General features: G+C 48.3%; 13 protein-coding genes. 12 read left to right on the forward strand and 1 reads right to left on the reverse strand.

The window, feature by feature from the left end; genetic code table 11:
- Positions 1-23: 23 nt before the first annotated feature.
- Positions 24-938, reverse strand: a complete 915-nt coding sequence (locus tag WC593_14815; protein ID MFA4826421.1) for a site-specific DNA-methyltransferase — start codon at positions 936-938, stop codon at positions 24-26.
- Between the two features lie 126 nt (positions 939-1,064).
- Here WC593_14815 and WC593_14820 point away from each other — a divergent pair, with 126 nt between their 5' ends.
- The 12 genes from WC593_14820 to WC593_14875 all read left to right on the forward strand — a co-directional run bounded on the left by WC593_14820 (position 1,065) and on the right by WC593_14875 (position 14,709).
- Complete coding sequence (locus WC593_14820) at positions 1,065-1,796, forward strand: ABC transporter ATP-binding protein (protein MFA4826422.1); 732 nt, start codon at positions 1,065-1,067, stop codon at positions 1,794-1,796.
- Positions 1,781-2,896, forward strand: a complete 1,116-nt coding sequence (locus tag WC593_14825) for a SufD family Fe-S cluster assembly protein (GenBank protein MFA4826423.1) — start codon at positions 1,781-1,783, stop codon at positions 2,894-2,896. The genes WC593_14820 and WC593_14825 overlap by 16 nt, the downstream gene beginning before the upstream one ends.
- A gap of 47 nt (positions 2,897-2,943) precedes the next feature.
- Complete coding sequence (locus tag WC593_14830) at positions 2,944-3,558, forward strand: protein-L-isoaspartate(D-aspartate) O-methyltransferase (GenBank protein ID MFA4826424.1); 615 nt, start codon at positions 2,944-2,946, stop codon at positions 3,556-3,558.
- 4 nt (positions 3,559-3,562) lie between these two features.
- Positions 3,563-4,165, forward strand: a complete 603-nt coding sequence (locus tag WC593_14835; GenBank protein ID MFA4826425.1) for a cyclase family protein — start codon at positions 3,563-3,565, stop codon at positions 4,163-4,165.
- Between the two features lie 16 nt (positions 4,166-4,181).
- Positions 4,182-4,793 (forward strand): hypothetical protein, encoded by a 612-nt coding sequence (locus WC593_14840; GenBank protein MFA4826426.1) that lies wholly within the window; start codon positions 4,182-4,184, stop codon positions 4,791-4,793.
- A gap of 86 nt (positions 4,794-4,879) precedes the next feature.
- The gene (locus tag WC593_14845; protein ID MFA4826427.1) at positions 4,880-6,130 is read left to right on the forward strand and encodes a phosphopentomutase/phosphoglucosamine mutase; all 1,251 of its coding nucleotides are present in this window, start codon (positions 4,880-4,882) and stop codon (positions 6,128-6,130) included.
- Between the two features lie 23 nt (positions 6,131-6,153).
- Positions 6,154-7,353 carry a bifunctional sugar-1-phosphate nucleotidylyltransferase/acetyltransferase gene (gene glmU, locus WC593_14850; protein MFA4826428.1) on the forward strand — a complete coding sequence of 400 codons (1,200 nt, stop codon included), beginning with the start codon at positions 6,154-6,156 and terminating at the stop codon, positions 7,351-7,353.
- An 8-nt stretch (positions 7,354-7,361) separates the two neighbouring features.
- The gene (glmU, locus tag WC593_14855; GenBank protein MFA4826429.1) at positions 7,362-8,516 is read left to right on the forward strand and encodes a bifunctional sugar-1-phosphate nucleotidylyltransferase/acetyltransferase; all 1,155 of its coding nucleotides are present in this window, start codon (positions 7,362-7,364) and stop codon (positions 8,514-8,516) included.
- Position 8,517: 1 nt separating this feature from the next.
- Positions 8,518-10,263, forward strand: coding sequence for a glutamine--fructose-6-phosphate transaminase (isomerizing) (glmS, locus tag WC593_14860; protein MFA4826430.1), 1,746 nt, complete (start codon positions 8,518-8,520; stop codon positions 10,261-10,263).
- Positions 10,260-10,862 carry a DapH/DapD/GlmU-related protein gene (locus WC593_14865; protein ID MFA4826431.1) on the forward strand — a complete coding sequence of 201 codons (603 nt, stop codon included), beginning with the start codon at positions 10,260-10,262 and terminating at the stop codon, positions 10,860-10,862. The genes glmS and WC593_14865 overlap by 4 nt, the downstream gene beginning before the upstream one ends.
- A gap of 63 nt (positions 10,863-10,925) precedes the next feature.
- Positions 10,926-12,059: a glycosyltransferase gene (locus WC593_14870; protein ID MFA4826432.1), complete on the forward strand. Its 1,134-nt coding sequence runs from the start codon at positions 10,926-10,928 to the stop codon at positions 12,057-12,059.
- 64 nt (positions 12,060-12,123) lie between these two features.
- Positions 12,124-14,709, forward strand: coding sequence for an oligosaccharyl transferase, archaeosortase A system-associated (locus WC593_14875; protein ID MFA4826433.1), 2,586 nt, complete (start codon positions 12,124-12,126; stop codon positions 14,707-14,709).
- The last annotated feature ends 45 nt before the right edge of the window (positions 14,710-14,754 follow it).

Genomic DNA, 14,754 nt, shown 5'->3' on the forward strand with positions numbered 1-14,754 from the left:
AAGACGGACGTCCCCTCATTTTTCTAATCCGGTTTTTTTATGGTGAGAAGTGAGGGATATGGATTTCCCTCAGGGGTCTCTGGTGTAATATCCACACCGGTTACCCGTTTCAGTGCCATCTCGCAATACTGTTCGGAGACATCAATCCCGACAAATCGTCGCCCTTGTTTCCGTGCAACAAGGCTTGTCGTGCCTGCGCCATTGAAAGGATCGAGGATGATATCGTTTTTGTACGAGAACAGTTTCATCAGTCTCCGGGGCAGTTCTTCGGGAAACATGGCCGGATGTTCGTAATCCTTCATGCGTGTTTCCGGGGGAAATGTCCACTTTCCGAGCACCCACTCCTTGAATTCATCCCCGGTAATATCGATATCCTCACGTTTCCCGGTCTTTTTGTGGGTCTCCTTGTCAAAGACTTCGATAAATTCCCACGTGTATTTTATATAGGGCATCGAGGGGGATTTCCAGCTTCCCCATGCAGTATACTTTGCATTGTAGTTGTTTTTCTCCCAGAGGAACTCCGCTTTCCAGAGAAGCCCGAGCCGGGCAAGCTGGCGGGAGATGATGTGATGGGTCGGCACATAATCTGAAAAAAGCGGCTGGACGTTTACCGCGATGCGACCGCCCGGCTTGAGCACCCGTTCGCACTCTGTCCATACCAGCAGGAGCTTTTCAAAATACTCATTCCATTCATGCGTATCATCATTGGGATCCTGCGCGTAGGTATGCCCGAAGTTGTAGGGAGGGGATGTGATGATGAGATCTATACTCCGGTCCGGGATGCGGGTAAGAACATCCTGTGCATCGCCGCATATGATACGGTTAACAAACGGGTGGATCTCCACAGGTTCAGTGGTGATAAAACCGTTCCTGGCATTCTTTGATCCCTGCCTGACTTTTGCCTTGCCTTTCTTATCCTGAACTTTTTCAGATCTCATGACACGTGATATCCTGTGTGTAATTTACCATCAGACAGGTTAAAAGATGCCGAAATTCCAATACCTTTTGTTCGTAAAGTGAAAAGCGTTTAATGCAGCAATCGACATATTCTCTACGATTGTTTTATGCTGCAGGTCAAAAACTTGTATGTCAATATCGGGGACAAAGAAGTTTTGCACGACATAAATCTCCATATTGAAGATGGGGAAACACATGTTCTGCTTGGTCCCAATGGATCTGGAAAAACAACACTTCTCATGACCCTGATGGGTTTTTCCAACTACACGGTAACAAAAGGGACGATCACCTACAATGGTGAGGATGTAACGGGCATGCACGCCAACGAACGGGCAAAACGTGGTATTGGCATGCTCTTCCAGCGCCCACCAACAATTTCCGGATTAAAACTGGGGAAAATGCTCACCGCCATTTCCCGGACCAAACAGGAAAATATTCCGGAACTGGCAAAATCAGTCAATATGGACAAATTCCTGGAACGGGACATTAATAAGGGATTTTCCGGGGGGGAGATCAAGCGCAGCGAAGTGTTGCAGCTGATGATCCAGAACCCGGATTTTGTCATGCTTGATGAGCCGGAAAGTGGCGTCGATCTGGAAAATATTTCCCTTATCGGTACAACCATCGGTGCGCTTCTCGAAAAAGACAAACACCTCGCCAACAGGAAAAAAAGTGGTCTTGTCATTACCCATACCGGGTACATTCTCGATTACCTTGATGCAGATAAAGGTCATGTGATGTGCGACGGGCAGATCAGGTGTCATGGAAATCCCCGTGAAATATTAAAAGATATCAAACAGCGCGGATACAAGGAGTGTCTCGAATGCCGTCACGCATAACTACCCCGGAACTCTCAAAGATCGACCAGGAGCGGCTTGCCCAGTCGGGTATCGATCTCGGCATGAAGAACCGGTGCGGCAGCTTCCTCCAGATGGATCAGGATATTGTTCATGCCGATTGCTCTCAGGAGGGTATCGAAGTCCTCTCGTATGCCAGGGCATTCGAAAAATACGCGTGGCTTAAAGATTATAACTGGAAGATGGTCTCTCCAGATAAAGATGACGTCACAAAATATGTTGCAGCACAAAAAGATCCCAAGGGCTACGTGATTATAGCCCACAAGGGTTCGAGCAATATCCTTCCCATCCAGGCATGTCTGTACCTGGGTAAAGACCAGATCCAGCATGTCCACAATATCATTATCGCGGAAGAAGGAGCTGAACTCCACATCATATCCGGCTGCACGAGCGGTGCACATGTGGGGAAAGGCGGTGCACATTACGGGATCTCTGAATTCTATGTAAAAAAGAATGCAAAGATCAGCTTCACCATGATCCACAACTGGAGTGAAAATATCGAGGTCTACCCAAGAAGCGCTTCGGTGGTTGAGGAGAACGGGGTGTTCCTTTCCAACTATGTCTGTATGCAGCCGGTGAAAAAGGTACAGATGTACCCGACCGCAACGCTCAAAGGTGCGAACTCGGTTGCCCGTTTCAGCAGTATCGTAATCGCTACGCCGGGTTCACTGATGGATCTTGGGTCCCGTGCAATTCTCGAAGGTGTCGGTGCAAGCGCTGAACTGATCACGCGCGCCATCACCAAAGGGGGCACCATTATTTCACGGGGACATATCAACGGCAAGACTGCCGGCACCCGTGGGCATCTTGAATGTAAGGGCCTGATCCTGAAAGATGGCGTTATTTACGCAATTCCGGAGATCGAGGGATCCGTTGTAGGTACCGAGCTTTCGCACGAAGCAGCAGTGGGAAAACTCGCAAAAGATGAGATTGAATACCTCATGTCCCGGGGGCTTGATGAGGATGAAGCAACCGCGACGATTATTCGCGGTTTTCTTGATGTGAAGATCAGTGGTCTGCCGGAAGAGCTGCAAAAGCAGATCGACGCCTCCATTGATGTAGCGGAAAAGTCCGGATTCTAAAATCGGGTAATATGTCTCCTTATCCACGAGCTGAAGAACGAAACAGGATGGTGGAACGTCAGATCGAAGCCCGTGGCATTCACGACATCCGGGTACTTGCAGCAATGCGGGAGATTCCCCGCCATCACTTCATCCCACCACCCTACGATCAGTCTGCATATGACGATAATCCGCTACCCATCGGGAACGGACAGACCATTTCTCAGCCATATATCGTTGCGCTGATGACAGAACTGCTCCGCCCGAAACGTTCTGATAATGTCCTTGAGATCGGTGCGGGATGCGGGTACCAGGCAGCTGTTCTGTCCCGGCTTGTGCACAGGTTAACCACCATAGAAAGGATACCGGCAATCGTGATTCTTGCCCGGAATAACCTAACATCATTAGGGATTCAGAACGTGGAAGTCATTGAAGGCGATGGGACGCAGGGCTATCCGCAAAATGCCCCCTATGATGGAATTATGGTAACCGCAGCAACACCTGAAATTCCCCGGGTGCTTGTGGATCAGCTGGCTGAAGGAGGAAGGCTGGTAGCGCCGGTAGGGGCACGCGATATCCAGGAGATGATGACTCTTGAAAAACAGGGGGGCAGACTGATTCCTGAATACCACGGAGGAGTCAGGTTTGTACCACTTATTGGCAAACATGGCTGGGAAAACTGATACCATGGAAATTATTGACATAACACGACCCCTTTCAGATGAAACGCTGGTGTTCCCCGGGGATATGAAACTATCATTCACGCAGCGGGATGAGGGAAAATACCTGATCAGTGACCTGCATATGAGTACCCATACGGGTACCCATATCGATGCACCGGTGCACTACCTTAAAACCGGTGATACGATTGATACCATCCCCCTTATCAATCTGATAGGCAGATGTCGGGTAGTGGATGTGAGCAGGGCCGGAAGTACCATCACTGCGGAAAACCTGGACAAAAAGACGGACAATATTACCCGGCTCCTGCTCAAAACATCTTTTTCCGGGCAAAATCAGTTCATCGGGGATTATCCGTCCCTGTCTTTGGACGCAGCACACCTTATCACCGGTAAAGGGATCTGCTGTGTCGGAATTGACTCTCCCTCTATCGAATCCTATCATTGCGATGGTACGGTACACCGGGAGCTTCTCGGGAAGGGCTGTATTATCATCGAACTCCTCGAACTGTCAGCAGTACCTGAAGGGGATTATGAGATGATTGCACTCCCCCTGCGCCTTGAAGGGCTTGATGGATCACCGGCTCGTGTTGTGCTCATGAAAACCTGAACAAATAGGGATAATTATGGACATTCTCATCGACTCAGTTAACAAACTTGAAACGATCCTTGAACATAGCGGGTGTGAAGAGGTCGGGGTCATTCTGGACGTGAAACCGGATGCGGTGAACTGCCAGTTCGACTGGGGTGCATGCATGATTGCATCGTTTGGGGGAAGGAGTGCAGAGTTTACCACCAGTGATCCGATCCGGGCCCAGACAAAAATTTCATTCATGTTTGGAGCTCCTCTGGATACTCCATCTGTAAGGAGTGCCGCATGTGCAATGATCAATGTAGCAACAGGTTTTTTCTGCCTGTCGCGTGTGCTTCATGCATGCCCGGCCTCGAAACATGCAGACTGCATGAGAGAACTTGGTATAGCGATCAAAGGAAAGCGAGTGCGGTGCATCGGAAGTATGCCGGCAATCGAAAACACACGCCATACAGAGATTGTCACCGATACGAATAATGCTGATCTGGTCCTGATCAATGCAGAAGGCATTATCGACAGGGAGTTGGGGGACCTGATTGCAGAATGTAAAGATGCGAAACGGGTTATCTGTCTCGGATCTTCAACCGCCGGGGTAGCCCGGCTCCAGCAGATCGAACACTGGTGCCCGTACGGAACAAGCGTATAAAATCCACAACACAAATGCAAAAAAAACTATTTGCAGAATCCAAAAGAAGGGTAAAACTCTTTTTAACAGCATCCCAATAATTTCTCATGCTTTTTGGGTCATCGGGGATACGGAGAAAATTTGACCAGACACTAATCGATACCGCATTAAAAGTAGGGTCTGCGCTGGCCACGCAGTCTTCAGAATGCATTGTTGGCATGGACACCCGCACAACAAGCCCTTTGCTCATGCGTCTGGTTGTGTCCGGTATAATGGGAAATAGTGGAACTGCACATGTTGCCGGTATTGTCCCCACCCCCACGGTTGCATTCAACACCCGCGGAGCAAAAGCCGGCTGTATGATCACAGCCTCCCACAACCCCGAGGAATACAATGGTCTGAAACTGTTCAATCCCAATGGTTCATCGTTTACCCTTGCACAACAGGCTGATATGGAGACGCTGCTCAAAACACCGCATTGGGCAGACTGGCAGCACCAGGGAAGCGCGCAGTCGTTTGATGCTATCACACCGCATAAAAATGCAATTCTCGATATGATCAACATCAGGCAGGGAATGTCGGTTGTGGTTGACTGCGGTAACGGTGCGGGATGCGCACTTACACCATCACTCCTTGCAGATGCAGGAGCAAAGACAACTTGTATCAACTGTGATACCTCCGGCCATTTTGCCCGCCTCTCTGAACCGCTAAAAGAACATCTCGGCTACGTGGGGGATATGGTTAAAAAAACCGAAGCCATATGTGCGGTCGTTCATGATGGGGATGCTGACCGGATGATGGCATTCGATAACAAGGGGCATTTTATTGACGGGGATCACCTGCTCATGCTCTTTGCCCGCTATCTTGATGCAAAAAAGGTTGTCACAACAAGTGATGCTTCAATGATCATCGACGATATTGCTGAGGTCAGGCGCACCCCCGTCGGGGACTCTTATGTTTCGGAAGAACTCCTGAAATGGGGGGATTTCGGGGGGGAGCCATCGGGGGCATGGATATTCCCCAAGATCTCGTTGTGTCCCGATGGCCCGTACGCTGCTGCATTGTTCTGCGAGATTGCGTCCGAATGGGATGTCGCATCTGAGCTCAACGCAATGCCGGTCTATCCGATACTGCGGGAATCATTTAGTTATGAAAATGCACGGGAGATCGTCTCATTGCTCGGTGCATCAAGCCCGACAGATGGTATCCGTGTTGCCGATGACGATGGCTGGTACCTGATCCGGGCAAGTGGTACCGAACCCAAGATCCGCATCACCGCCGAAGGAAAATCACTCCGGAAAGCAAAGGAGATGCTTTCAATGGGACGTGACAGGATACAGCAGGGGAAAACTGCTTAAACGTTGTAAGGAGAGCTGTACGTATGGAATGTGTCGTGCTCGCCGCAGGAGAGGGGAAGCGGATGCGCCCTCTCACGGCCAAGCGCCCGAAGGTGATGCTCCCGCTCGCTAACCGTCCCATGATGGAGCATCTTGTCCTTGCAGCCCGTGACGCAGGTATCACCGATTTTGTTTTCGTTGTTGGCTATGGGGAAAGAGAGATCCGAAAATATTTTGGAGACGGATCTGAGTTGGGCATTCATATCGATTACGCCCCTCAGCGGCACCAGCACGGGACTGCTGATGCAGTTCGATCAGCACGGGATCTTGTAACAGGGCCGTTTCTTTTAATGAACGGGGATATGATCCTGAAAACCGGCGATATTGCAAACCTGTGCAGCCAACCCGCTCCCTGTATGGGGATAAGCACAACCGATCATCCCGGGGATTACGGGGTGGTCCTGGTGGAGGGTGGGATTGTGACTTCTCTTGAAGAGAAATCAAAACAGCCTAAATCGAACATGATCAACGCCGGGGCATATCTTTTCTCTCAGGATATCTTCGACCTCATCGATCAGGTGCAACCCTCTCCACGAGGAGAACTTGAACTCACCGATGCCCTAACCGGGTTAATAACGGAAAAAAAATTGAGTGCCTATAACCTGTCCTACTGGATGGATGTCGGACATCCGTGGGATATGCTTGATGCCAATACTACCCTGATGGAATCACTGGATTCAAGGAATGCCGGTGTTGTTGAAGAAGGAGTATTCCTTCATGGTTCTGTTGATATCGGAAAAGGAAGTGTCATAAAATCGGGAACGTATATTGAGGGGCCCTGTATCATAGGAAAAAATTGTCGCATCGGACCTCACGCATATATCCGGGGTGCTACCAGTATAGGCAATGACTGCCATATCGGGCATTGTTCTGAGATAAAAAATTCCATCATCATGAGCGGCACAAAAATCCCCCATTTCAATTATATCGGGGATTCTGTCATTGGATCCGGATGTAACTTCGGCGCAGGAACCAAACTCGCAAATCTCCGGCATGACCATGAGAATATCAAAGTATGCAGAAAAGATACCCGAAGAAAAAAATTCGGGGCTGTCATTGGAGATGATGTCCAGTTTGGCATCAACTGTTCCATCAATGTCGGTTCAATGATAGGCAGTGGGGCACAGTTTGCACCCAATTCCTTAATTGAGGGATGTATCGGAGACAAAGCAACAATCCGTTAGGTGAAAAAATGCAGGCCGTCATTTTAGCAGCAGGAGAAGGAAAACGGGTGCGCCCGCTCACGAGGAGCCGACCCAAAGCGATGATCCCGGTAGCAAACCGGCCGATCATCGAGTATGTGATTGAAGCCCTATTGAAAAATGGTATACGCGACATTGTCGTCGTTGTCGGGTACAGAAAAGAGCAGGTAACCCGTTTTTTGAATACACTTGATATACCCATAGAAGTAGTGGTTCAGACCAAGCAGCTGGGCACTGCACACGCCCTGTTATGTGCGGAGTCAAAAATTGTTGGGGATTTTCTCGTCCTGCCGGGGGATAATTACATAGACCCCCAATCAATTGCACATATCAAAGATATTCCCAATGCAATGCTGGTAAAAGAACATCCCAGTCCTTCAAATTTCGGGGTTGTAATGCTGGAAGACGGCTGTGTGACCCAGATTATTGAGAAGCCCGAACATGCCCCCAGCTTCATGGTCAGTACCGGCATTTATTCCCTGAAAAAGGAATTCTTCTCCAAAATTCATGGAAATGACATCACTGACGCGATCTCCCTGATGATAGATGAGGGGGAGCAGGTTCGGGCAATCCCCGCTGATGACTGGCAGGATGCAATCTTTGCATGGGATCTCCTCAAGATGAACCGTCGCCTTTTAAGCACACTTCCTCCCGCACGGGAGGGGGCGGCAAGCAGGCAGACCATCATTCAGGGGGCTGTAAGGATAGGGAAGGGGACATCAATAGGTCCCAATACCCTCATCACCGGGCCGGTTTTTATTGGAAACGATTGCACCATAGGTCCGAACTGTTGCATACAGCCCAACACAAGCATCGGCTCGCGGGTCACCATCGAACCATTCACCTCCATAGGTAACACCCTGATCATGGACGATTCCATGATTGGATCTCATTCCCTGATCAAAGATACTGTACTTGGGGAGCGGTGTACTCTTGCAGATCATACCTCTGCAAGTCCGGCAAGTGGTCTTCTGGAGATTGAAGGTTGCGTGACCCGATCGGAATTCGGAGCAATCTTTGGAGATAACGTGAAAAGCGGATCGTTCTCCCTCTATCATAACTCCATTATCGGAAATAATGTAACTATTGAGGAACAGGGCTGTCTGAAATCCCGGAATATCCCGGACGGCTCTACGGTGATGTAACGTGTGTGGTATTGTCGGATATGTGGGCAGGAGAGAGGCTGCACCCCTGATCGTTGAGGGATTGAAAAAACTCGAGTACAGGGGTTATGACTCATTTGGTGTTGCAACGATCGGAAAGTGCCTTGAATTCGATAAACACAAGGGAAGAATTTCGGAAAATGCCCAATCATCTCTACGGTTAAAAGGAAAGATCGGCATCGGCCACACACGTTGGGCAACCCATGGTATTCCTAATGACGCAAACGCCCATCCGCATATGGATTGCTCAGGTACCATTGCCCTTGTCCACAATGGCATAATTGAAAATTATTCAGAGTTAAAAAAACAACTCAAAGCCCGGGGGCATACGTTTCGTTCGGATACGGATACAGAAGTTGTCGTTCACCTCATAGAGGAGGAATATGGAAAGAAAAAGGATCTCCTTCTTGCAGTGAAGACAGTTGTCCCGAAACTTGAAGGATCCTATGCCCTTCTTGTCATCGCTGATAATGAAGAACAGATGATCGTCGCAAGAAACGCAAGTCCGCTGGTTATTGGAATTGGAGACGGTGAGACTTTTGCTGCATCGGATATGACACCCATACTCGAACATACCGAACGTGCCATATTCCTTGAAGACGGGGATATTGCCACCATCCGCGGGGATAAGATTGCGATATACAACCGGGGAACACGGGTAAAGCGCCCCCTGGAGCTTATTGACTGGTCACTTGAGGATGTAAAAAAAGGCGGGTTTGCACATTATATGCTCAAAGAGATCTACGAACAGCCTCAGGCATTCTATAATACCATCCGTGCCGTAAATTCTGAAACACTTCCGGGATTTGTCCATCATCCCACCTCAATCACCGTTGTAGCCTGTGGCTCCTCATATCATACCGGGCTCATTTTTAAATATCTCCTTGAGGAGTCCTGCAGGGTTCCCGTCCGGCTTGAATTCGCATCGGAATTCAAATATTATCCGCCCCCGGTTGAAGGACTGGTTATTGGTATCACCCAGTCCGGTGAGACAGCTGATACACTCACAGCACTTAAACAGGCAAAAGCACACAACTGCAGGACACTTGCAATAACCAATATATTAGGAAGCAGTGTGAGCCGTATAGCGGATGCAACAATATTCATGCGGGCAGGACCTGAGATCAGCGTAGCTGCAACGAAATCATTTATCGCCCAGCTTGCTGTTCTGATGCAGATCGTCAACAATATCTCCGATAGAAAATGCAATGACATGCTCCTTCATGCCCACCAGGCGATTGAGGAGATCCTGCTGATAGATCTTGCCGAAGCCGTCGCCATCTGCACAGCTGCAAAAGACATCTTTTATGTCGGTCGCGGCCCGTTCTATGCTGTAGCACTCGAAGGGGCGCTAAAGATGAAAGAGATCTCATATATCCATGCCGAGGGATATGCAGCAGGAGAACTCAAACACGGTCCTTTTGCTCTTCTTTCATCCGAAACACCGGTCATTGCACTCTGCATACCGGGGGACACGTATGCGGTTATGGTTTCCAATATCAAAGAGATGAAAGCACGCGGTGCGCCAGTCATTGCCATTGGAAGCGAAGGGGATAGTGAACTGCCCGATATCGTCGATATTTTCATTCCGATTCCCCGCACTACTCCTTATGTGCAGGTGCTCACCAGTCTTGTGGTTCTCCAGCTTCTCGCGTATTATACGGCAGTTGCATTGGGACGGGATGTCGACAAACCCAGAAATCTTGCAAAGAGCGTGACCGTTGAATGATTGAGTATGGCACAAATGTCATTGGCCCCGATGCCCAGATATTCGAACCGGTAACCCTTGGTTTTCCCTCACGGGACAAGATGCAAAAAACCGGTTTTACCGGGACTACAATCGGGAAAAATTCAGTGATCCGCTCAGGTACCATCCTCTATTGCGATGTGGTTATTGGGGATTTTTTTCAGACAGGGCATAATGTTGTGATCCGCGAAGAGACCCGCATAGGTGATCGGGTTTCCATTGGTACAGCAACGGTGATAGATGGCAACACCACCATAGGAAACGATGTTAATCTCCAGAGCCGGGTATACATACCCACCAATACCCGGATAGGAAATCATGTTTTTATCGGTCCGAACGCTATTCTCACCAACGATCGTTATCCACCTACACGCATCGGCGGGCTTGAGGGTCCAGTAATACATGATCGTGCCGCAATCGGAGCGAATGCAACCTTATTACCCGGAGTATGCATCGGAAAGGGTGCACTTGTTGCAGCAGGTGCTGTCGTGACCCGTGATGTCCCCGATCATATGATGGCGATTGGTACTCCGGCAAAGGTCAGGGAATTACCTAAGAAAATAAGACCTGATACCGGGTAAATTGTACAACCAGCAAATCACAGCACAAAGCAAATCACAGCCAAAAAAACTACCGGATACCTCATGAAGATTCTTCTTGTATCAACACAGGATTATATCCACCACCCCATACCTTCACGGCACCACTACATATTCGAAGAGCTGGCCCTCCACCACGAGGTACACGTTGCCCACTTCCATGTCAGCAGGGGAGAAACTCGTCCTACCCGCCTTATCGTAGAAGAGGCGACACAGTTCCCCCTGACCAGTCCTCTTTTACATTATACGTTCAATACTCCGTATCATTTCCACATATTCAACAAAATTATCCGGGAACAGCGTATTGATGTCGTAGTTGCTGCTCATGTGCTTGCCGGCACAGCAGTAATCCATGCAGCAAAAAAATATGATGTTCCGGTCGTATTTGACCTCAAGGACTGGTTCCCGGACTCTGCTGCTGCATATTTTAAAGCCAGATTTATGCAGGAAGCGGTCAGAAGAAGTGTCTGGGCAATCACAAAAAGAAACCTGTCAAACAGTGATAAAATAACAACGGTTTCACCTTCGCTTGTCGAAAAACTCAAAGGATTTGGCTTTTCTGCAGATCTTGTCACAAATGGTGTGGACACAGAAATTTTCAAACCTATGACGGGAGACAAAAAACGAGAAGAACTGGGATTTGGTTCCGATGATTTTATTATCGGTTTTTGTGGGAGTGTGGAACGATGGTATGCCATTGATGAGATGATCAGGGCCCTTCCGGAATTGATCCGTTATCGTCCATCCACAAAAATGCTGGTTGTGGGGAGTTCGCTGTTCACCAGTTACGAGACAGAACTAAAGAAACTTGTCGGGGATCTCGGCATTTCAGAACATGTGGTTTTTACCGGGACCAAACCCTATCACGAACTCCCGAATTATATCGCCTGCATGGATGTCTGCACCATCCCCCTTTCACCCCCCCAATGGGGAGATATTGCACTTCCCAACAAATTCTTTGAATATTCAGCCTGTGGAAAACCTATCCTGATGCGGCCAATTCCCGATGTGTCCCGCATCGGGGGACCTAATTTGTCAGTCTACCGGACGCAGGAAGAGTATATCGCAGAGATTAAGACCTTGATGGATAACCCGGTCAATTTTTCCATCAATCTCGAAAATTATAGTTGGAAAGAGAAATCACGACAGTTCGAGACGATTTTAAAGGCAATCCTCTGATACATTAATCCAAATTTATTAATGATTACAACTTTAAACCAAGTACCCACGAAAGGTTAGCCTTATGGTACAATTTAATTTAAAAAACGGCCGGACGTTTGTGATTATCGGCCTTGTAACCCTGTTCTCACTCTTCGCACTCTGGCTTCGTCTTATTCCTATGTTCATGATGGGGAATACAGATATCCTGATGATGGTCGGAAGTGATGACCCGCTCTATAACCTGCGTCAGGTTGAACAGATGCTTGCCAATAATCTCGCATATGCCTGGTTTGATCCCATGACCCTGTATCCCACGGGTTCGATGATCTACTGGGGGCCTCTCTTCCCCATGATCGTCGCCATAGGCTGCATGATTACGGGTGCAACAACGCGTCCGGAAATCATTGGAGTTGGCCTTGTGATTCCCGCTATCATGGCAGCAGCTATTGTAGCTATTATGTACTGGGTGGGCAAGACCTGCGGGGACTGGAAAACCGGTCTTTTGACATCTGGCTTTTCGGCCATTGTAACCGGACAGTATTTCTACCGTTCTTTATACGGCTATATGGATCACCATATCGCAGAAGTCCTCTTTTCCACCATATTCTGCCTGTTCTATATGTACGCTCTGCTTTCAGAGAAAGAGACAATAACTGATCTGAAAAATATTAACACTTACAAAAAATCAGTCATTTTCTCAGCTTTGGCAGGCATTGCTTACGTGCTTGGCCTCTTTGTGATGCCGACAATGATCCTCTTTGCGATGATTGCGGGAATATTTACCGTAATACAGTTCATCATCGATGTTCACAAAAACCGGACGAGTGAGTATCTTGTCATCATCAACTTCGTTGTATTCGCCATTGCATCACTGGGACTGATTTTATTTGGTTTCAAAGACCACGGCATAGGTCTTTCCACCTACTCAATCGGTCACATCATCGCATATATCGGCCTGATCGTTGGTACGGGTGTGCTCTACCTTATTGCCCGTTACTTAAAAGGAAAAGAATGGTATTTTTATCCCGCTGCACTGCTTGGATGTGGAATTGGTTTTGCCGTGGTACTGTTTATCGTAAGCCCTACCCTGTTTAACCTGCTTATCGGATCTTTCTTCGCGTTCTTCGGGCAGGTTGCAGTTACCAATACGGTTCAGGAAGCACGGGGTTGGGCATTGGATAATGCATGGATGACCTTTAATTACGGCCTCATTCTGATGATTGGCGGGATTCTGGTCATGGCATATAACAACCTGCGGAATGAGCATCCGGAACAGGTATTTGCACTTGTCTGGTCACTCACCATGCTGTTTTCTACCTGGCAGCATGTCAGGTACGAATATTACCTGGCCATAAACGTCGCCCTGCTCTCGGCAGTATGTGTAAGTTTTGTATGGATAAAAGGGCGGAGCGATATTTACCGGCTTGTATCCGGTTTCTCTTCGGATAAAGAGCCGGAAGAGCCAGCGGATGATATCTCCCCCCGAAGTAAAAAACTGAAAAAAACCGCAAAAAAGAGTATGGGGCACCCGCAATCTAATTTCCTGATGGTTGGATTGATTCTGATCATTGCTGGATTGGGTGTTTTATTTGCTTATACGTCAGTTTCATACAGTTATGCCAGTGCCGTAAGCATTCCGACCCAGATGAATCCTGACTGGCGTGAGTCCCTCGACTGGTTGGGGAACAACACACCAGATACCGGAGTAAATTATTACACAATCTTCGATCCAAAGACCTTCAAATACCCGGAAGGATCGTATGGTGTCATGTCCTGGTGGGACTATGGCCATATGATTACCTATATCTCTAAACGTATCCCGAACGCAAATCCATTCCAGCAGGGTGTGGCAGGAGATATGGGGTCTGCTGCCTATTTCATGTCAACATCAGAGGATAACGCAAATAGCATTCTTGATCATCTCGGTACCCGTTACGTAATTACCGATATTGAAATGGACACCGGAAAATTCTGGGCAATGTCAACATGGTATAACAGCTCGGTTGCCACCGCCCCCTACCAGATGACGCTGCTTGCACCCGGGCAGAATGATGCAAATAATTATGAACCCACACTATTGAACAAGGAGCCCTATTATCTTACAACGATATCCCGGCTCCACAATTTTGACGGCTCCATGACCCCCGCTTCAAATATTTACTATGTCGAATATGCTGATCCGGAGATTACCCGGGTCACGCTGCCGGTAATCACAAACGCAAAAGCAATGAATGCCTCTGAAGCAAAACGTCTTGCAGATGAATATAACCTCAAAGCACCTGCCGGGTATCATGCAGCAGCTCTCAGCCCTGCAATAACACTCCCGATAGATACAGTTCCGGCATTGCATCACTACCGTCTCGTCCATGAATCCCCCACCAATGTCTTCAATGCAAAAACGCCGGATGTGAAGTATGTGAAAGTCTTTGAATATGTCAAAGGAGCGCATATAAAGGGTGAGGGAATTATTGAAGTCCCCGTTATCTCCAACACCGGCAGGGAATACACCTACCGACAGGAAAGTATCAACGGTGAATTCATTGTACCCTACTCCACTTCAGGTAATCCATATGATGTCAGGACTACGGGGAAATACCGAGTCATCAGCAGCGGAAAGCAATATGATGTACCGGAATCTGCAGTAATGCAGGGATCCGTTATCCAGTAATCCCGTATTTTTTTTTCTCGTTTTAAAAAGCCAACCCTTTTTTAA

Source organism: Methanoregula sp., assembly GCA_041645435.1.
GTDB lineage: Archaea > Halobacteriota > Methanomicrobia > Methanomicrobiales > Methanospirillaceae > Methanoregula.